General features: G+C 67.5%; 18 protein-coding genes. 12 read left to right on the top strand and 6 right to left on the bottom strand.

What is annotated here, in order from left to right:
- Positions 1 to 59 precede the first annotated feature (59 nt).
- The 4 genes from AVCA_RS11805 to AVCA_RS11790 are packed head-to-tail and all read left to right on the top strand — an operon-like array spanning position 60 to position 4,427.
- Complete coding sequence (locus tag AVCA_RS11805; protein ID WP_012701155.1) at positions 60 to 530, top strand: (2Fe-2S)-binding protein; 471 nt, start codon at positions 60 to 62, stop codon at positions 528 to 530.
- Complete coding sequence (locus AVCA_RS11800; RefSeq protein WP_012701154.1) at positions 527 to 2,839, top strand: xanthine dehydrogenase family protein molybdopterin-binding subunit; 2,313 nt, start codon at positions 527 to 529, stop codon at positions 2,837 to 2,839. Before AVCA_RS11805 ends, AVCA_RS11800 begins: the two co-directional genes overlap by 4 nt.
- Positions 2,839 to 3,828, top strand: a complete 990-nt coding sequence (locus AVCA_RS11795) for an XdhC family protein (RefSeq protein WP_012701153.1) — start codon at positions 2,839 to 2,841, stop codon at positions 3,826 to 3,828. The genes AVCA_RS11800 and AVCA_RS11795 overlap by 1 nt, the downstream gene beginning before the upstream one ends.
- A complete protein-coding gene (locus AVCA_RS11790; RefSeq protein WP_012701152.1) occupies positions 3,825 to 4,427 on the top strand; it encodes a nucleotidyltransferase family protein in 603 nt (200 codons plus the stop codon). The genes AVCA_RS11795 and AVCA_RS11790 overlap by 4 nt, the downstream gene beginning before the upstream one ends.
- 6 nt (positions 4,428 to 4,433) lie before the next feature.
- Here AVCA_RS11790 and AVCA_RS11785 read toward each other — a convergent pair whose 3' ends face one another.
- Positions 4,434 to 4,997, bottom strand: a complete 564-nt coding sequence (locus AVCA_RS11785) for a thermonuclease family protein (protein WP_231876273.1) — start codon at positions 4,995 to 4,997, stop codon at positions 4,434 to 4,436.
- Positions 4,998 to 5,345: 348 nt separating this feature from the next.
- On the opposite strand from AVCA_RS11785, the gene AVCA_RS26405 reads away from it, so the two are divergent.
- The 3 genes from AVCA_RS26405 (at position 5,346) to groL (ending at position 8,144) form a co-directional block, all read left to right on the top strand.
- Entirely contained in the window at positions 5,346 to 5,519 is a 174-nt protein-coding gene (locus tag AVCA_RS26405) for a hypothetical protein (protein WP_175555889.1), read from the top strand.
- 72 nt (positions 5,520 to 5,591) lie between these two features.
- Positions 5,592 to 6,527 (top strand): universal stress protein, encoded by a 936-nt coding sequence (locus tag AVCA_RS11780; protein ID WP_012701150.1) that lies wholly within the window; start codon positions 5,592 to 5,594, stop codon positions 6,525 to 6,527.
- Between the two features lie 3 nt (positions 6,528 to 6,530).
- Positions 6,531 to 8,144, top strand: a complete 1,614-nt coding sequence (groL, locus tag AVCA_RS11775; protein ID WP_012701149.1) for a chaperonin GroEL — start codon at positions 6,531 to 6,533, stop codon at positions 8,142 to 8,144.
- 187 nt (positions 8,145 to 8,331) lie between these two features.
- Here groL and AVCA_RS11770 read toward each other — a convergent pair whose 3' ends face one another.
- On the bottom strand, positions 8,332 to 8,928 hold the full coding sequence (locus tag AVCA_RS11770; protein ID WP_012701148.1) for an Hsp20/alpha crystallin family protein: 597 nt from the start codon (positions 8,926 to 8,928) through the stop codon (positions 8,332 to 8,334).
- Positions 8,929 to 9,156: 228 nt separating this feature from the next.
- Here AVCA_RS11770 and AVCA_RS11765 point away from each other — a divergent pair, with 228 nt between their 5' ends.
- Positions 9,157 to 9,981: an FAD/NAD(P)-binding protein gene (locus tag AVCA_RS11765; protein WP_012701147.1), complete on the top strand. Its 825-nt coding sequence runs from the start codon at positions 9,157 to 9,159 to the stop codon at positions 9,979 to 9,981.
- An 18-nt stretch (positions 9,982 to 9,999) separates the two neighbouring features.
- Here the strand turns inward: AVCA_RS11765 and AVCA_RS11760 are convergent, their stop codons facing one another.
- Positions 10,000 to 10,479: a BCAM0308 family protein gene (locus AVCA_RS11760; protein ID WP_012701146.1), complete on the bottom strand. Its 480-nt coding sequence runs from the start codon at positions 10,477 to 10,479 to the stop codon at positions 10,000 to 10,002.
- Positions 10,480 to 10,596: 117 nt separating this feature from the next.
- Between AVCA_RS11760 and AVCA_RS11755 the strand changes: the two genes are divergently transcribed.
- Both AVCA_RS11755 and AVCA_RS11750 read left to right on the top strand, forming a co-directional pair.
- Positions 10,597 to 11,283, top strand: coding sequence for a phosphoribosyltransferase (locus tag AVCA_RS11755; RefSeq protein WP_012701145.1), 687 nt, complete (start codon positions 10,597 to 10,599; stop codon positions 11,281 to 11,283).
- Between the two features lie 23 nt (positions 11,284 to 11,306).
- Positions 11,307 to 11,939 (top strand): dienelactone hydrolase family protein, encoded by a 633-nt coding sequence (locus AVCA_RS11750; protein WP_012701144.1) that lies wholly within the window; start codon positions 11,307 to 11,309, stop codon positions 11,937 to 11,939.
- Positions 11,940 to 12,651: 712 nt separating this feature from the next.
- On the opposite strand, the gene AVCA_RS11745 is transcribed toward AVCA_RS11750, so the two are convergent.
- Entirely contained in the window at positions 12,652 to 13,629 is a 978-nt protein-coding gene (locus AVCA_RS11745) for a site-specific integrase (RefSeq protein ID WP_012701142.1), read from the bottom strand.
- Between the two features lie 177 nt (positions 13,630 to 13,806).
- Between AVCA_RS11745 and AVCA_RS11740 the strand changes: the two genes are divergently transcribed.
- Together AVCA_RS11740 and AVCA_RS11735 are read left to right on the top strand one after the other, a co-directional pair.
- Positions 13,807 to 14,829: a DNA-binding protein gene (locus tag AVCA_RS11740; RefSeq protein ID WP_012701140.1), complete on the top strand. Its 1,023-nt coding sequence runs from the start codon at positions 13,807 to 13,809 to the stop codon at positions 14,827 to 14,829.
- Between the two features lie 119 nt (positions 14,830 to 14,948).
- Positions 14,949 to 16,241, top strand: coding sequence for a tyrosine-type recombinase/integrase (locus AVCA_RS11735; protein WP_012701139.1), 1,293 nt, complete (start codon positions 14,949 to 14,951; stop codon positions 16,239 to 16,241).
- A gap of 15 nt (positions 16,242 to 16,256) precedes the next feature.
- On the opposite strand, the gene AVCA_RS11730 is transcribed toward AVCA_RS11735, so the two are convergent.
- Positions 16,257 to 17,870, bottom strand: coding sequence for an FMN-binding glutamate synthase family protein (locus AVCA_RS11730; RefSeq protein ID WP_012701138.1), 1,614 nt, complete (start codon positions 17,868 to 17,870; stop codon positions 16,257 to 16,259).
- A gap of 644 nt (positions 17,871 to 18,514) precedes the next feature.
- A complete protein-coding gene (locus AVCA_RS11725; RefSeq protein ID WP_085930851.1) occupies positions 18,515 to 19,027 on the bottom strand; it encodes an RNA polymerase factor sigma-70 in 513 nt (170 codons plus the stop codon).
- Between the last annotated feature and the right edge of the window lies 1 nt (position 19,028).

The following is a 19,028-nucleotide window of genomic DNA, read 5'->3' as shown; positions in this document are numbered from 1 at the left end:
CTTCCTTCCGGCCCGAAGCTTCGCTCGGACGACTTCTTCAAGGATCACACGATATCTCCATGATCACCCTCAACCTGAACGGCAAGGATCATTCGCTCGACGTGCCGCAGGACATGCCCCTGCTGTGGGCCATCCGCGACGTCGCCGGCTACAGCGGCACCAAGTTCGGCTGCGGCATGGGCCTGTGCGGCGCCTGTACCGTGCATGTCGACGGTCAGGCCACCCGCGCCTGCGTCACGCCGGTGAGCGTGGCGGTCGGCAAGAAGGTCACCACCCTCGAGGCGCTGCATGCCGACCCGGTCGGGCAGGCGCTGCAGGCCGCCTGGCTGGAACTCGGCGTGGCGCAGTGCGGCTACTGCCAGGGCGGGCAACTGATGACCGCCACCGCGCTGCTCAAGGGCAACCCGAATCCCGACGAGGCGCAGATCGAAACGGCCATGGCCGGCAACGTCTGCCGCTGCGGCACCTACAACCGGATTCGCGCGGCCATTCAGGTCGCCGCCGGAAAGCTGCGGGAGAGCCGGGCATGAGCGGGACGGACATCAACGATTTCGCTGTCGCCAATCTCAGCCGGCGCGGCTTTCTCAAGGGCGTGGCGGCCGGCGGCGCGCTGCTGATCGCCGCCAGTTGGGGGGCGCGCGACGTCTTCGCCGAGGAGCGCAAGTACGGTGCCGATGGCATGGAGCACGGTTGGGTCGACGATCCCAAGGTGTTCCTCGCCCTCGGCGCCGACGGGCTGGTGACCTTCGTTTGCAGCCGTTCGGAGATGGGGCAGGGCGTGCGCACCAGCCTGGCGATGGTGGTCGCCGACGAGCTGGAGGCCGACTGGGCGATGATGCGGGTGGTGCAGGCGCCGGGCGACGAGCAGCGCTACGGCAACCAGGACACCGACGGTTCGCGCAGCATGCGTCACTGGTTCGAGCCGCTGCGTCGTTGCGGCGCGGCGGCGCGGCAGATGCTGGAACAGGCCGCCGCCGAGCGCTGGCAGGTGCCGGTCGGCGAGTGCCGGGCCGAGCTGCACAAGATCGTGCACGTACCGAGCGGGCGCAGCCTCGGCTATGGCGAGCTGGCTGAAGCCGCCGCGGCCCTGCCGGTGCCGGCGCGCGACAGCCTGCGCCTGAAGGCGCCGGAGCGCTTCCGCTACATCGGCAAGGAGTCGACCCGCTCCATCGACGGCGCCGATATCGTCAATGGCCGCGCCGTCTACGGCCTCGACCCGCGCTTCGAGAACATGCTCTACGCGGTGGTGGCCCGTCCGCCGGTCTACGGCGGCAAGCTGAAGGCTCTGGAGGCGAGCGCCGCGCTCCAGGTGCCGGGCGTGGTCAGGGTGGTGGAGATCGCCGGTTCGCCGCTGCCCTCCGAATTCCAGCCGCTGGGCGGCGTGGCGGTGGTGGCCTCCAACACCTGGGCGGCGATCAAGGGCCGGCAGGCCCTGCAGCTCGACTGGGAGGACGGCGCCAACGCCGTCTACGATTCGGTCGCCTATCGCCAGGCGATGAGCGCGGCGGCGAAAGCGCCCGGCAAGGTGGTACGCGAGGCCGGCGACGTGGAGGCGGCGTTCGCCGGGGCCGGGCGGCTGGTCGAGGCCGAGTACTACATTCCGCATCTGGCCCAGGCGCCGATGGAGCCGCCGGTGGCCACCGCATACTTCGCCGACGGCGCCTGCGAGGTCTGGGCGCCCAGCCAGGCGCCGCAGGTCACCCGCGAACGCATCGCCGAGCGCCTGGGCATCCCCTTCGACAAGGTGAAGGTCAACGTGACCCTGCTCGGCGGCGGTTTCGGCCGCAAGTCCAAGCCGGACTTCATCCTCGAGGCGGCCGTGCTGGCCAAGGAGTTCCCCGGCCGTCACCTGCGCGTGCAGTGGACCCGCGAGGACGACCTGCAGCATTCCTACTTCCATACCGTCTCGCTGGAATACCTGCGCGGCGCCCTGGACGCCGACGGCAAGCCGAGCGCCTGGCTGCATCGCAGCGTGGCGCCGAGCATCGGCGCGCTGTTCGGGCCGGACCCCCGCCACGAGAACGCCGTCGAACTGGGCATGGGCTTCGTCAGCATGCCCTACGCATTGCCCAACCTGCGCCTGGAGAACCCCGAGGCGGCGGCCCACACCCGGGTCGGTTGGTACCGCTCGGTGTCGAACATTCCCCATGCCTTCGCCGTGCAGAGCTTCATCGCCGAACTGGCCGCCGCCGCCGGCCGGGATCACCGCGACTTCCTGCTGGAACTGCTCGGGCCGGCGCGCAAGATCGATCCGCACAGCCTGGGCGACACCTGGAACCACGGCGAGTCGCCGACCCTCTACCCCATCGACACCGGCCGTCTGCGCGCGGTGATCGAGGAGGCGACCCGCCAGGCCGGCTGGGGCAGGAAGCTGCCCAGGGGACGTGGGCTGGGACTGGCGGTGCACTACAGCTTCGTCACCTACGTCGCCGTGGTGCTCGATGTGGAGGTCAGGGACGACGGTACTCTCGTCGTGCACCGGGCGGACATGGCGGTGGATTGCGGCCCGCAGGTCAACCCGGAACGCATCCGCTCGCAGATGGAAGGGGCCTGCGTGATGGGCCTCGGCAATACCGTGGTCAGCGAGATCAGCTTCAAGGCGGGCCGGGTGCAACAGAGCAACCTGCACCAGTACGAGGTGGCGCGTATGCCGCTGGCGCCGAAGACCATCGCCGTGCATCCAGTCCGCCCGACCGGCGAGGTGCCGCTCGGCGGGGTCGGCGAGCCGGGCGTGCCGCCGGTCGGTCCGGCGCTGGCCAACGCCATCTTCGCCGCCACCGGCAGGCGCATCCGCGATCTGCCGATCCGCGACCAGCTCAAGGGCTGGCGGGAGGCCTGATGGACAGCGCCGACCTGAATGTCCTGCGCAGCGTGCTGGCCTGGCGGCAGGCCGGCCAGCGCGTGCTGCTCTACACGGTGGTGCAGACCTGGGGCAGCGCGCCGCGGCCGCCCGGCGCGATGCTCGCCCTGCGCGGCGACGGCATGCTGATCGGCTCGGTGTCCGGCGGCTGTATCGAGGACGACCTGATCGAGCGGCTGCGCGACGGGCGCAGCGCGCCCGGCCGGCCGGTGTCCCTGGTGACCTACGGGGTGACCCGCGAGGAGGCGGCGCGCTTCGGCCTGCCGTGCGGCGGCACCCTGCGCCTGACCGAGGAGGAGGTGCTCGACACCGCCTGGGTCGCGGCGCTGCTGGCGCGTTGCGAGAACCATGAACTGGTCGCCCGCGAGCTGGAGCTGGCCAGCGGCGCGGTCAGCCTGCACGAGGCCTCGCGCGGCGATGCCCTGCGCTTCGACGGACAGCGCCTGCGTGCGGTCTACGGGCCGCGCTGGCGCCTGTTGCTGATCGGCGCGGGGCAGTTGTCGCGCTATGTCGGCGAAATGGCGCGGATGCTCGACTTCGAGGTGCTGATCTGCGACCCGCGTGAGGAGTTCGCCTTCGGCTGGGAGGATGGCACCGCCCGCTTCGTGCCCGGCATGCCGGACGACGCCGTGCTGGCCATCGAGCCGGACGAGCGCACCGCCATCGTCGCGCTGACCCACGATCCGCGTCTCGACGACATGGCGCTGCTCACCGCGCTGCAATCCCGCGCCTTCTACGTCGGCGCCCTGGGGTCGCGGGTCAACAGCGCCAAGCGCCGCGAGCGCCTGGCCTTCCTCGGCCTGGCCGCCGCTGACATCGAGCGTCTGCACGGCCCCATCGGCCTGCCCATCGGCAGTCGGGTGCCGGCGGAGATCGCCCTGTCGCTGCTGGCCGAGATCGTCGCCTTGAAGAATGGGATCGCCAGCGACGCTCCGTCGGCCTCGCGGGCGTGCGGGCAGCCGGCATGAGCGGCGAAGTCTGCGCCGTGCTGCTGGCGGCGGGACACGGCAGCCGCTATCGCGAGGTCGCCGGGGAAGGGCAGGACAAGTTGCTGGCGCGCTGTCGTGGCCGCGACGGCAGCGAGCGGGCGGTACTGGAGCATGCCCTGCTGGCGTTGCGGGCCAAGCTCGAGCGGGTCCTGCTGGTGACCCGCCCCGGCAACGCCGGGGCGATCGACATCGGCGAGGCGCACGGCAGCGAAGTTCTGGTCCTGGACTCGGCCGGCATGGGCCAGAGCATCGCCGCGGCGGTGGCGCGGACGGCGGACAGCGCTGGCTGGCTGATCGCCCTGGGCGACATGCCGTTCATTCTGCCGGCGACCGTCGGGCGGGTGTTGGACGCACTGCAGGAGCACCCGCTGGTGGTGCCCACCTGGCACGGGCGCTACGGTCATCCGGTCGGCTTCGGCCGCGGCCACCGACCGGCGCTCATGGCGCTGGACGGCGACCGCGGGGCGAAGCGCCTGCTGCGCGAGGGCCGGGCATGCGAGCTGGCGGTCGAGGATCGCGGTGTGCTCTGGGATGTCGACAGTCCCGCGGCGCTCTGCTTCGAGGGCGCGGCCGGCTGAGTCGGCTCAGTGCCGTTGTTCCTGTTCCTCCTGCGGCACCCAGTTCAGGCGACGCACGGGACAGTTCGGCTCGGATCGTTCGGCGCAGCCCGCGACCACCGTTGTCTGTACGGCCTGCGGCTTGTTGTCGCTCCAGATCCAGGGCGCCACTATGTCCCCCTTGGCTTGCGCCCAGAGTCCCCGGCGCTGCCGCTTGGCTTCCGCTTCGACGGGCAGCAGATGGGGAGGCGGAGCGTCCTGGTTGCGGGCGACCCAGGCCGCACCGCAGCGAACCATCTCGAGATTGATGTCCTGTCCCTCGACGGTCAGTTGGGCGACGCTGCGCCCGGTCGAGTCGCGGGCCGCGACCTGCAGGGTGGCGCGCTTGCCGAGCGCCAGTTCGGAGAGGGTCTGGCGGGCCTGGTCGCCGTAGGGCTGGCTGGCTTCGGGGGCATCGATGCCGGCCAGGCGGACGTGGATCTGCCAGTCGTCGGAGGTGAGGAGGCTGAGGGTGTCGCCATCCAGGACTTCGACCACCTGTCCGGTGACCTCCTCGGCCGGAACCAGTGGGCTGCCCAGCAGCAACAGCATGGAAAGCAGGCTGTTCCTGACGGTCGTCTGGTTTGCAAATGGGGTGCGATAAAACACGTATTCGCCTCCTTGCGGGAGCACCGGTCCCCGTGATGTGAATGCTCTTGTTCCTTAGCCATTGGCTGAAACCGTTGAACCCGGCCTCATGTCAGGCAAAATGCTAGCCAATGGCTTTAATGATGGCAATTCTTATCTTAAAGGGACAGCCTGTAAAAGACAGGAAAATTCCTCGCAGACCGAATCGCCGTGCGGATGACGCCATGATGTTCGGGTTTTTGCCGACCTGTTGGAGCTGGCCCGGCTACGCCACGGCGCGCATCTGATGGCACTGCTACGGGTCGTCCGGCGTTGCTGCGGCAGCGCCCGAGTGCTCGCGGCCGGGAGACGCTGGAGGAGATCGCCGAGCGGGTCGAGCGCGCTCGGCGGCTGTCGGCGGAGCGCCCGGCGGACGCTGTCGTCATCGACAACAGCGGCGAACTGGACATGGCGCTCGTCCGGCTCGCGCAGGTCGTGCTGCGCTGACCGGCGATCGATGTGCTCTCCGGCAGGCCTACTAATATGAAAGCGTGGCCTGTCACCTCGGAGGATCGCGCCATGAGCCAGTTCCAACGCCTGTTGCTGGTCGTCACCCCGGACATGTGCCGAACACCGGCATTCGAGCGCGCCGCCGCTCTGGCCAGGGCCTCCGGCGCGCCCCTGCACATGGCCCTGTTCACCTACGTGGAAACCCTGGCGGCGGTCGGCAGATTCACTTCCGAAGGCATGAGGCAAGCCGTGGACAGCTATATGGCCGGGCACCACGAGTGGCTGGAGGAGGAGGCCTCGATCCTGCGCAGCCAGGGTCTGGAAGTGACCTGCGAAGTGGTCTGGACCCGGCATCCGGCGGAGGAAATCATCGCCCATGTACGGGAAATGCCGGTCGATCTGCTGATCAAGGACGTCCGCCCGGAGCCGGCGGTCATGCGCGCCTTCGTCACGCCGCTGGACTGGCAGTTGCTGCGCCGCTGTCCCGTGCCGCTGCACCTGGTGACCGATGCGCACAATCCGCTGCCGCGCAAGGTGGTGGCGGCGGTCGATCCCTTCGTCCACACGGACGGGGCCAGCGAGTTCAACGACCGGATCATCCGGGCGGCGCACGATCTCGCCCTGCAGTGCGATGCCGAACTGCACCTGCTGCACGCCTGCAATGCCATGGGCGGCCAGCCCTTCGGCAGCGCCACGCTCAACCTGCCCTGGCTGGGAACGCTCGGGGCGAAAATGAAGAGCACGGCCCAGGAGGCTTTCCGGCTGCTCGCCGACCGCCATGGCGTACCGGAGAAGCAGCGGCATTTCCTGCTGGGGCCGCCGGTCCCGACCCTGACCGATTACGCCTGCCGTCATGAGGTCGACGTGGTAGTGATGGGCAGCAGCCTGCGCAAGTCGCTCGAACAGGAAATCCTCGGCAGTACCAGCGAGGCGTTGCTCTACCGGCTGCCTTGCAGCGTGCTCGTGGTTCATCCGGAAGGGGTCGGCGAGCCCCAGGGGAGGTGAGGCATGGCGAAGAGCCGCATCCTGTTTCGCAACGCCGCGCGCGAGAAGGTCCTGCAGGGGGCGACCCAACTGGCCGACGCGGTGCGCGTGACCCTGGGGCCGAAATCCAAGTCGGTACTGATCCAGAGGCAGTGGGGCCCGCCCACGGTCTGCAACGATGGTGTGACCATCGCCAAGCAGGTGAGCCTGGAGGATGCCGAGGAGAACCTCGGCGCGGCCATGCTGCGCCAGGCCGCCGAGCGCACCGGCGAGGCGGTCGGCGACGGTACCAGCACCTCCACCGTGCTGGCCCAGGCGATCTTCGCCGACGGTGTGCGCAACGTGGTCGCCGGCGCCAGCGGCATCGATCTCAAGCGTGGCCTCGACCGCGGCCTGCAGGTGGCTGTCGACTCCCTGAAGGCGCAGTCTCGGCCTGTGCTGGAGCGCAAGGAAAAGGCTCAGGTCGCCAGTATTTCCGCGCACAACGACGACGAGATCGGCGAGTTGGTGGCCGAGGCCATGGAGAAGGTCGGCGGCGAGGGCGTCATCACCGTCGAGGAATCGAAGACCACCGAGACCATCCTCGAAGTGGTCGAGGGCATGCAGTTCGAGCGCGGCTACGTGTCGCCGTACTTCGTCAGCGATCCGGAGAAGATGCAGGCCGTGCTGGAGGATGCCTTCGTCCTGCTCTGCGAGCAGAAGGTCAGCCTGTTGCAGGATCTCATTCCCCTGCTGGAGGAGGTCGCCAAGGCCGGCCGGCCGCTGCTGTTCGTCGCCGAGGACATCGAGGGCGAGGCGCTGGCCACGTTGATCCTCAACCATATCCGCGGCGTGCTGCATGCCGTGGCGGTCAAGGCGCCGGGTTTCGGCGACCGGCGCAAGGAAATGCTGGAGGACATCGCCGTGCTGACCGGCGGCGAAGTGATCAGCCGCGATCTGGGGCGCAGCCTGGCGGACACCACCCTGGCCCAGCTCGGTCGCATCCAGCGCGTGGTGGTCGACAAGGAAACCACCACGCTGATCGGCGGCGCCGGCGACTCGGCGGCGCTCGAATCGAGGATGAAGCAGATCCGCGCGCAGATCGACAAGACCGCTGGCGACTACGACCGCGAGAAGCTACAGGAGCGCCTGGCCAAGCTCTCCGGTGGCGTGGCGGTGATCCGTGCCGGTGCACCGACCGAGGCCGAAATGAAGGCCCGCAAGGACGCCCTGGACGATGCCATCGCGGCCACCAAGGCGGCGATCGCCGAAGGCATAGTCCCCGGCGGCGGTCTCGCGCTGCTGCGCGCGGTGCCGGCGCTGCTCGCCGAGGAGGCCCGGCTCGAAGGCGACGCGCGCACCGGTCTGCAGATCCTGCGCCGCGCCCTGGAGACGCCGGTGCGGACCATCGCCGAGAATTCCGCGGTGGACGATGGCGTGGTGGTCGCCAGGCTGCTGGGCGAGGAGGGCGATATCGGCTTCGATGCGGCGCAGAACCGCTATGTCGACATGTTCGAGGCCGGCATCATCGATCCGACCAAAGTGGTGCGGGTGGCCCTGGAAAACGCCGTATCGGTGGCCAGCATCCTGCTGCTGACCGAGGCGACCATGACCGAACTGCCCGAGCCCGGGCCCGAGGAGCCGCGCCTGCCGGAGTGAGCGGTGGGGGTTTCCGCTGCCGTGTGTCTGCCGTGCGCAGAGAACAGGCAGAAGGAGTGTCGGCTAGCAGGGGGGTGAACCTGTGTGGCTGGGGCGCCCTCGATGACGGGCGGCCCGATCATCTTTGCGCCCCAGCGAAGCGGATCATGCGGACTGTCTGGCAGCCGCGAACTACTCCATCAGGGCATCAATGGGTAGTGGCCTGGGTAGTATCCTGCTGCTGCGCAGCCGCTTCCCCGCGCCGGATCTCGATGGCCCTCTCCGACTGTTGCGCCTCGGGGCGTTTCGGCAGGGTGATGGTCAGCACCCCCTTGTCGAAGTGGGCTTCGATGTTGTCGGCATCGACGCTGTCCGGCAGGGCGAAACTGCGCTGGAAGGCGCCATAGCTGCGCTCGGAGAGGTAGAGGCCCTGGCTGTTTTCTTCCCGTTCCTCCCTCTTCTCGCCCTTGAGCATCAGGTTGCCGTTACACACCTTGAGCTCGATGTTCTGCTCGTCCATGCCGGGTAGTTCCGCACTGATGAGAATGGCCTTGTCCTGATCGACGATGTCGACCGCGGGCATGCTGGCCATTTCCCTGCCGGCCCGGCCGAAGGGCTCCATCAGGCTGCCGAAGGCGCTGCGTCCCATCGGCCAGAACGGCGATATGCGATCGAAATCCTCGAAAAGATGATCGATCTGCTGGCGCAGGCTGGTCAGCGGGCGCCAGAGATCGCCGGACGAGGCCGCGGGCCGCTGGGACTGCCGCTCCCTGTTGACAGGAACATTCTGATTTGCTTGAGCCATGATTATTTCCTCCATGTGATTTGATGGAAAAGGAAAGTTCAAGCGCATCTCAGTCAAGCACATGACCGGGCGAATTCTATTGCCTGCCCATGGCAGGCGACGAAATGCCGGCCAGCGCTCTGCATGGAAAGGATAGTATTCTCTGGCCATACCCGCCGTCCGCGACGACGGCTACGACCTTTCTTCCTGTCGTATGCATCGGCTCCCAATGCAGAGGATTGAATCATCATGGTCAGCCTGGTTCCGCGCTCCGTGCAGTTGCTCGAATTCCACGACGAAGGCGAAGGAATCCGGCATTTCAGCTTTGCGCTGCAGTCGCTCCGGTCCGGCGACCAGGCCGTCATGCCCGGGCAGTTCTTCATGCTGACGGTGCCGGGCGCCGGCGAGGCGCCCTTCAGTTATGTCCGCCCGCCGGACTGGCAGGGGCGGTTCTCTGCGTTGATCCGCCGGGAGGGCACGGTGAGCGCGGCCCTGTTCGCGCAGGAGCCGGGCTCGCGCCTGGGCTACCGGGGCGCCTTCGGCACCGGCTGGCCGGAGCTGTCGGGCGCTCGCCGGGTGCTGGTGGTCGCCGGCGGCAGTGGCCTGGCGGCGCTGGCCGGGTTGATCGAGGCGCTGCTCCGTGCCGGCCATCAGGCGGCCCTGACGCTCGTCTATGGGGCGCGCAGCCCGGGCCACCAGGTGCTGGCCCGGGAGCGGGCACGCTGGCGGGAAGCCCTGGAGCTCATCGAAACCCTGGAGCGGCGGGAAGACGGCCGTGTCGGCTGCAATCCGCTGGAGCCGCTGCGGAGCCGGCTCGCCAGCCAGGTTCCGGACGCCGTGCTCTGTTGCGGGCCGGAGCCGCTGATGCGCAGTGTCGCCGAACTCTGCCTGGCGCACGGTGTGCCGCCGACCGGGATCTGGCTGTCGATCGGGCGGCGCCTGGACTGCGGCATGGGCCATTGCGGACGTTGCCATGTCGGGCGCGGATCGGTCTGCCAGGAAGGGCCGGTCTATCGCTACGACCGCTATCTCGACCGGATCGCCGAGGAGCAGGATGCGCGCCGGCCCTGCTGAGGCCGATGCGGCAGCCTTTCAGTCGCGCTCCCAGCGGACCCGCAGCGCGCTCCGATCGTCGCTGTAGCTGTAGTCGGCATGGCCCTTGAAGGCCGCTTCCAACACATGTCCGAGACGATTGGCCAGGTGTATGCCGGTGGTCGTCACCATCAGCCCTTCGGCTTCGTCGCTGATGGTCATCAGCCGTTCGAGGGGATGCTCCCGCTTTTCCAGCGCTTCGGTGTTGTGCAGCAGGTTGCAGATTTCGTCGCTGTGTTCCCTGACGAAACTACCGGCCAGGGTCAGGTTGCCGGCCGGAGCCTTGTCGGCGATGCGCCGGCAGGCCGGGCAGAGGGTCCGTTCCGCCTGTTCGGCGTCGTCCAGCCCCTCCCAGGACCAGCGTCCCGCCCGATAGGAAACCCCGCACTCCGGACAGAGCGCATTGCCGTGGGCATGCCAGTGGCGGAGATAGGGATCGTGGACGTCCTGCTGGTACAGTTGGTCGTGTCGCGTGTCCATGACAGCACCTCGCTGCATAGGGAGTTCGGCTATCCGTCGCGATTTCCGTCCAGCCGTCCATGACGCGGATTTATTGGGCCAGACTTCAAAGCATAGAAGTGCAGCGGAGCCGTGCAAATGAACCTGACCATTCCTTTTCCCGACCGGGTTCATGCCGGTCGAGCCCTGGCGGAGCGGCTGGCCTCGGAAGGTCCATGGGACGATGCCCTGGTGCTCGCCCTGCCGCGCGGCGGGGTGCCGGTGGCCTACGAGGCGGCCAGCCGCCTGGGCTTGGAGCTGGACGTTCTGCTGGTGCGCAAGCTCGGTCTGCCGGGCCATGCGGAGCTGGCGATGGGCGCCATCGCCAGCGGCGCGGTGCGGGTGATGAACGAGGACATCGTCCACTACGCCCATGTGACCACGGCCACGGTCGACGCCGTCGCCGAACGCGAACTCCAGGAGTTGCAGCGTCGCGAGCGGGTCTATCGAGGGGAGCGGCCGCCACCATCGGTACGCGGCCGGCCGGTGATCCTGATCGACGATGGCTTGGCGACCGGCGCCACCATGCGCGCGGCCATCGAGGCGGCGAAGCTGCTGGGGGCCGCGCAGGTGATCGTCGCCGTGCCGGTCGGTGCGCTGGATACGGTCGAGCGGCTACGCCGGCAGGCAGATCGGGTAATCTGCCTGTTCTCGCCGCAGGATCTCGTGGCCATCGGCTACTGGTACCAGGATTTCGGCCAGACCTCCGATCGCGAGGTACAGGAATTGCTGCGGCAGGCATGGTCAGCGAACAGAACGAATAACGATGGAGAAAGACAAGCATGAAGAGTCCTGTTGTGCCGCATCCGATGCGTTTCCCCCTGGGCAAGGTCAGGCTGCATGGCGACCTGATCGCCCCCGAGGACGCGCAGGGGCTTGTGGTGTTCGTGCATGGCAGCGGCAGCAGCCGGCACAGTCCGCGCAATCGCAGCGTCGCGCGGTTTTTCAACGGCCTGGGGATGGCCACCCTGCTGTTCGACCTGCTCACCGAGGAAGAGCAGCCCATCGACGAGGTCAGCCGTCAGTTGCGCTTCGACATTCCGTTGCTCAGCGAGCGCTTGAGCGGCGTGGTCGACCAGTTGCGCGCCAATGCCGATCTGCGTGATCTGAAGCTCGGTTTGTTCGGCGCCAGCACCGGCGCCGCTGCCGCGCTGATCGCCGCGGCGGCGCGTCCGGCCGACATCGCCGCGCTGGTTTCCCGGGGCGGCCGCGTCGATCTGGCGACCGACGTTCTGGAAAAGGTGCATGCGCCTTCGCTGTTCATCGTCGGCGAACTGGACAGCGAGGTCCTCGCCTTGAACCGGCAGGCCGCCGGGCGGCTGCGTTGCCAGCACGAACTGGCGGTGGTGCCGGGCGCCACCCACCTGTTCGAGGAGCAGGGGAAACTGGAAGAGGTGGAGCGGCTGGCCGGCCAGTGGTTTCTCCAGCATCTGGCGGGTTGAGAAGGGCGCCAGGAGAGTTTCAGGCCCGCCGATGGCGACACGGTCCGCTGCAAGACCGGTCCATGGGGCGGCAGGTGGCAATCGATGACTCCTCCATGACGATACACGGGCGAACTCCGCCAATGTCGGTATGCAATAGACGCGGCTCACGCAGGGGCGACCGGCGCCAGACCACGTACCTCGCCGGTCCCGGTTGGCTCAGGCAGGGGTAATTGCACAGCAGCGAATGACCTTCACGGAGCAGTCGTCCGGCAGCGGCGAAGTGCCGGCCCGTCCAGGCCGGCCAGGGCCGGGACTCCTCTCGCTGGGCATCGCGGTACAGTGCTCGGGATGTCCATATAGCGCTTGTCCCGCAAGGGAATGAGCGGTGCCGGTTCAGTGATTCGCCGCACCGCAACATATCGAACATCCGCAGATGCCCAGGCCGAAGCCGTTGTGCGGCTTGCCACGCCATGTGCCGCCGCACCTGTTTCGACTCGCCGATGCCGTGGAAGCACTGCGGTCGTTCGGTGCCACTCATGGCATATGGCATTCCATCCAGATGCTGTCATTTCTCCACAACCGTCGCCGGCCGGCCGGTCGTCTTCAATTCGACTGGCCTGGCGGGCTGTGGCAGGCATTGCAAGAGGCTCTGGGTAGTTCTTACTGAAATCGGAAATCATGAATAAAGATACATTCACCCAAATAACCCCTCACACCAAAAAACACGCAATCAAGAGTCAGACGGATCGAGGCTTTCCGGCAGGGCATCATTCCCGCTTTCCAGGAGCGGCCTGGCGGCTAAACCGCCGAAGGACAGGGTGGGGTCGATGTAGCGCATGGCCGACTTCACATCCTTCCAGCCTACGTAGCCCATCAGGCTCTTGAGGTCCCAGCCATTGGCGGCGGCCCAGGTAGCAAAACCGCGGCGCAGCGAGTGGCTGCTGTACGACTCGGCGGGCACTCCGGCGCGCTCGAGGATCTGCCGTAGCAGAGCAATGAGGCTATTGGGGTTGAGGCCGTCCGCGCCGAGATTGCCCCAGCGGTCTAGCCGGCGGAACACCGGTCCCCGCGTCAGGCCAGCGAGGGCGATCCAGTCCAGATAGGCCTGCACCGGGCACAGCCGTTTCAGCGCCGGAGCGCGATGGGTGGTGCCGAGAAAGTCGCGATCGCCTTTGCTGCGTGGCAAGTGGATTTCCATGCCTACGCCGGCCACCGCCTGGATGCGTTCGACTTCCAGGCGGCACAGCTCGTCGCTGCGAAAGCCCCGCCAGAAGCCGATCAGCAGCAGGGCGGAATCGCGCCGGCAGCGCAGCAGGCTGGCTCCATCCCCGCGGACCTCGGCCGCGCTGGCTTCGGCGTTCAGCCAGTCGACGGCCTGCTGGAGATGTTGCAGTGGCAGCGGTGCGGCCTGTTTCTCCCGTACCGGATGCAGGGCGCGGACCCCCTTGAGCACCTGACGCACCACCGGCGCCTTGGTCGGATCGGGGAAGCCCTGGCTGATGTGCCACTGGGCCAGGGCGGCGAGGCGCAGCTTCAGCGTATTCAGCGACAGTTTGCCGGCGTGGGCGACCAGATAGCGCGCCACGCTGTCGCCGGTCGCCGGCAGGAAACCGCCCCAGCTCACCTCGAAGTGCTCGATGGCCGACTGGTAGCTGCGCCGGGTGTTCTCCCGGGTGCCGGCCTGCAGATAGCGCTCGATCTCACTCATCGTCCGTCTCCAGTACGAAAGGCGCCATTCTCGCAGCCGCCTGCATGGCTGTCAGCGGATAATCCTTAATTATCAGCTATCAGAAATTCTGGTTTTCATCGTCGTATTGGCTGAAAGTAACCATGTAATTACATACTATGTAAAACAGTATGAAATAGGCTGGAGAGCGAATCATCCATGGCGCGCGGCGGCATCAATAAGGCATTGGTCATGCGGGCTCAGCAGGCACTGCTGGCCCGTGGCGAGCATCCCAGCATCGATGCGGTACGCGTCGAGCTGGGCAATACCGGCTCGAAGACCACCATCCATCGCTATCTGAAGGAACTGGAGGAGAGCGAGGCGGAGCGGGCAGGAAATGCCGCCGGCCTGAGCGACGAACTGGCCGCGCTGATCGCTCCGCTGGCCGCACGCCTGCAGGAGGAGGCCGAGGAAACCGTCGCGCGGATGCGCCAGCAGTGCGAAGTCGAGCGGGCGGAGTTCGAGGCGCGTCAGGCTCGGGCCCAGGAGCGAATCCAGCACTTGGAAGAACAGGTCGGCAGCCTGACTGCCAGCTTGCAGGCCGAGACAGAACACCACCGGCACAGCCGCGAACAGTGGCAACTGGCCGAGATCGATCGGGCGCGCCTGCTCCAGGCCAACCAGGACCAGGCCGCGCACCTGAAGGATCGCGACGAGCAGGTACGCTCGCTGGAGGAAAAGCATCGCCACGGCCGCGAGGCCTTGGAACATTACCGCCAGGCCAGCAAGGAACAACGCGAGCAGGAACAGCGCCGCCATGAGGCTCAGCTACAGCAGGTACAAATGGAGCTGCGCCAGTTGCAGCAGAGCCTGATCCTCAAGCAGGACGAGGTGACCCGACTGAACCGTGCCAACGAACGCCTGGCCAGCGAAAGCCTTCATAAGGATAAGGAGCTGGACGGGCAGCGCGACCGGCTGGAGCGGCAGGCCGGCGAGTTGGCCGCATTGCACGACCGGATGACGCAATCCCATGCCGCCAGGGAAGTCCTCCAGGAACGCCTGGGCCTGTCGCGGGCGGAAACGGACGGCCTGAAGGCGGCCCTCGATGCGCAGCGCCAGGAGGCGCAGCGGCTGCACATCGACCTGGCGGCGGCCGGCACCGAATTGCAGTTGCTGCGCCAGGTGCTCGCGGACGAGCGGGAGAGGGCGCGGCCGACGTCGCCGGAGCCGGAGAAGTCCTGAGCCGGTTTCAGCGCGAGTCTTGCGCCCATGCGGGAAGCATGGCGTTCCGCGGCCGGATGTCGTGCCTATAATCGGAACCGGTATTCCAACGCCCAGCCACCCGACGGACTCCCCGCCCGATGACCGATCCCGCTCCCGCTCCCCAGCCGCTGTTCGATACCCATCCCCGTTTCCTGGCGCTGTCGCCGGGCAGTCTGGTGTTCGAGAACCGCTTCGTCGTGCGTTTTCTCAACAAGCTCGAACCGGAGGTCCCGGCCAAGGCGGATTACCTGCACGCACGCGACTTCCTGCGTGCCTACGCCGGCTGGGAAACCACCTACAAGGCCTACCGCATCCAGGTGGAGCGGCTGCTGCTGTGGCGCTGGCTGAAGCAAGGGGGTTCGGTGCTGAAGCTGACCCGCGAGGACGCCGAGGCCTTTCTCGGCTTCAGCCGCGAGCCGGACATGGAGTGGGTCGGCCAGGCGGTGCGGCGGCGCTTCATCGCCGGCGAGGAGCCCGGCGAACTGGTCCCCAATCCGCAATGGCGTCCCTACGAGATCCTCGGCAGCAAGGCGGCGCGCAAGCTCGCCGACGAAACCGGCATGCCTCGCCAGGCGCCGGAGCGCTACAAGGTCACGGCAAGCTCGCTGAAGCAGGCCTTCACCATCTGCTGTTCCTTCTACGACTTCCTGGTCGGGCAGGACCGGCTGCTCGACAATCCATTCCGCGCCATCGAGGAGCCGGGCCGCTTCTTCGAGACGCGTGCGCCCTCGATCGAGGGCAAGGTGCTGAACCCGCTGCAATGGGCCTTCGTCATCGAGACGGCGGAATGGATGGCCCAGCAGGACCCGGAGCGACACGAACGCACCCTGTTCGTGGTCGCCACGCTGTTCTCCCTGTACCTGCGCATCTCCGAGCTGGCCGGCCGTCCCGACTGGCATCCGACCATGCAGGCCTTCCAGCAGGACAGCGCCGGCGCCTGGTGGTACGTGACCGTCGGCAAGGGTGGCAAGGAGCGGCGGATCTCGGTGAGCAGCGAACTGCTCGGCTACCTCAAGCGCTATCGCCTGTCGCGCAAGCTGACGCCGCTGCCGCAGCCGGGGGAGAACGTGCCGCTGCTGCTGAAGCTGGACGGCCGTGGCGGACTGACCGACCGGCAGATCCGCAACATCGTGCAGAAGTGCTTCGACAGCGCGGTCAGACGGATGCAGGCCGAGGGTCGCGGCGAGCGGGAAGTCTCCAGCCTGCGCGCCGCCAGCACCTACTGGCTGCGCCATACCAGCGCCAGCTACGACGCGCCGCATCGGCCGCTCAGGAACCTGCAGGTCGATCTCGGCCACGCCAAGGCCAGTACCACCCACGAGACCTACTACGGCGGCGTCGCCGCGGAACGGACGCCGACCGGACGCCCGCGCCGGGTGAAACGGCGCTAGCCTCCGCGAGGCCGTTCAGAAGGGCGCCGGCTCGAAGCTGTCCGCCCGCGCCATCCGCCACATCCGTGCGTAGAACTCGCTGCCGATGCTGTCGCCGAGCAGTTCGCCCGGCTTGAGGAAGGCGTGCAGTTGCGCGTACTGGCGGATCTCGCTCGCCGACATGCGCCGCAGCAGGTGGCGCGGCTCCAGCCGCGCCGGGTGTTCGAGCCCTGCGGCGGCGACCATCTCGGCCAGGGCCGCGAGCGTGTTGTGGTGGAAATTGCGCACCCGTTCGGCCTTGTCCGGCACCACCAGGGCGAGTTGGCGCAGCGGGTCCTGGGTCGCCACGCCGGTCGGGCAGCGGTTGGTGTGGCAGCTCTGCGACTGGATGCAGCCGAGGGCGAACATGAAGCCGCGCGCCGAGTTGGCCCAGTCGGCGCCGATCGCCAGCACGCTGGCGATGTCGAAGGCGCTGATGATCTTGCCGCTGGCCCCGAGGCGGATGCTGTCGCGCAGGCCGGCGCCGACCAGGGTGTTGTGGACGAAGCGCAGGCCATCGCGCAGCGGCACGCCCATGTGGTCGGCGAACTCCAGGGGCGCGGCGCCGGTGCCGCCTTCCTTGCCGTCGACGACGATGAAGTCGGGCAGGGTGCCGGTTTCCAGCATGGCCTTGACGATGCCCATGAACTCCCAGGGATGGCCGACGCAGAACTTGAAGCCGACCGGCTTGCCGCCGGACAGCTCGCGCAGCCGGACGAGGAAGTCGAGCAGTTCCCTGGGGGTGGAAAAGGTGTTGTGGCGGGCCGGCGAAACGCAGTCGCGATCCATGCGCACGCCTCGGGTGGCGGCGATCTCCGCGGTGATCTTGTCCTTCGGCAGGATGCCGCCGTGACCGGGCTTGGCGCCCTGGCTCAGCTTGACCTCGATCATCTTCACCTGGTCGTGGCGCGCCTGGGCGGCGAAGCGCTCCGGATCGAAACGGCCATCCTCGCTGCGGCAGCCGAAATAGCCGCTGCCGATTTCCCAGATCAGGTCGCCGCCATGCTCGCGGTGGTAGGGGCTGATGCTGCCTTCGCCGGTATCGTGGGCGAAGCCGCCGAGCCTGGCGCCCAGGTTGAGGGAGCGCACGGCGTTGGCGCTGAGCGAACCGAAGCTCATCGCCGAGATGTTAAAGAGCGAGGCCGAATAGGGCTTTTCGCACTGCGGCCCGCCGACCGTCACGCGAAAGGTCGCGGGATCGCGGAGCGGTGCCGGGGACATCGAATGGGTGATGAACTCGAAGCCGCTCTGGTAGACGTCCTGCAGCGTGCCGAAGGCCTTTTCGGCGCTCCGGTTCCTGGCCCGTGCGTAGACCAGCGTGCGCTGGGCGCGGGAGAACGGCAGGCAGTCGTCGTCGGTTTCCAGCAGGTACTGGCGGATTTCCGGGCGGATGTACTCGATCAGGTAGCGGATGTTGCCCAGCACCGGGTAGTTGCGTCGCACCGCGTGCTGTTTCTGCAGCAGATCGGCGATGCCCAGCAGGCTGAGCAGTCCGCCGATCAGGGTCAGCGGCCAGAGGCCGGGCGAACCGGGCAGCAGGGGCAGGGTAACGAGCGCGAGCAGTACGCAGGCGGCGAAGAAAGCGTAGCGGCTGAACAGGGTGAAACTCATTCGGCGGGTTTCCTGAGGCTGGTCGGAAAGGTTCCGGGCTGACGGCTTGCGGGCCGGGGCGGTTGGCTGCCTCGTCGCCGGCCGTGCAATGCCTCGATGAACGAGCCATGTACTGGCGCGACGGCCGGCAGTCGGTCCGGTCCGCCGGCAAGGATACCCGCCGATGCGGACGACGTGTCGTCGTGGAAGGGGGGTCGAGGATGGCCGTTGCCCGCTCGGCGCCACTGGCCGGGGGCAGGCGGGGCGAGGTGCCAGCCTCTTCGGGGCGCGTCTATTGAAAAGATAGTTAAATTCTACCGGGTCAATTTCGTCATTCTGGTTAAATCGATGCCATCGGGCTGCTCCGCAAGGGCGCTCGAAAGCATGCCGACACAGACGACGGATGCGGAAAGATGTTTGCGAGCGAGCGAAGTAGGCACTGGCCGCGGCCATTCCGGCGGCCCTATTCCTGCGGGGTGCGGACGTGCGTGCCCCCCGATCGCCGTTCGGGCGACGCGGGCCGGATACCGGGAGAGGTCCCGGGCGATGCAGGCGAAACGCGGCGGGGCGGGGCTGAAGCGAGTACCGACGACGGCACGGCCAGGATCGATACTCGTCCTCCAGTACCGGGTGTTCACGGAGTCCCGATGGCGGATGGCGGGGGTTCAGTCGTGCAACTGACCCACCGTCTTGCGGCAATGCACCAGCGCGTCGCGGATCATGAAGTTGACCAATGTGGGAGAGACGCCCAGTTCCTTGGCGATGTCCTTCTGGGGCACGCCATGCAGGCGATACATCTCGAAGGCATAGCGGGTTCTCGCGGGCAACTGGCTCAAGGCATCGCTGACCCTCTCCAGAGTCTCCTGGTGAAGGTTGGTGGTCTCGGGAGTGGCGCCGCTGATCGCGGTGTTCAGGCCTTCTTCTTCGCTGCCGGCGTAGCGCTGTTCCATCGCCTGCTTGCGGTAATGGTCGATGGCCAGGTTGCGCACGATCCTGAAGACGTAATTGATCCGGGCCTTGAGGGGAAGGCTGATCTTCTGTGCGCCGGCCAACCTGAGGAAGGCATCCTGCACCACGTCTTCGGCACGACTGTGGCAGCCGGTTATCCGGGCTGCCGCCTTGACCAGAGTCGAACGGTTTTCCATCAACGCTTGCAGCAGAGACGGAGATCCGTCCATA

This window comes from Azotobacter vinelandii CA (assembly GCF_000380335.1).
In the GTDB taxonomy this organism is placed as follows: domain Bacteria; phylum Pseudomonadota; class Gammaproteobacteria; order Pseudomonadales; family Pseudomonadaceae; genus Azotobacter; species Azotobacter vinelandii.
Note: the sequence above shows the minus strand (reverse complement) of the source record. Positions and strands in the feature narration are given on the sequence as shown.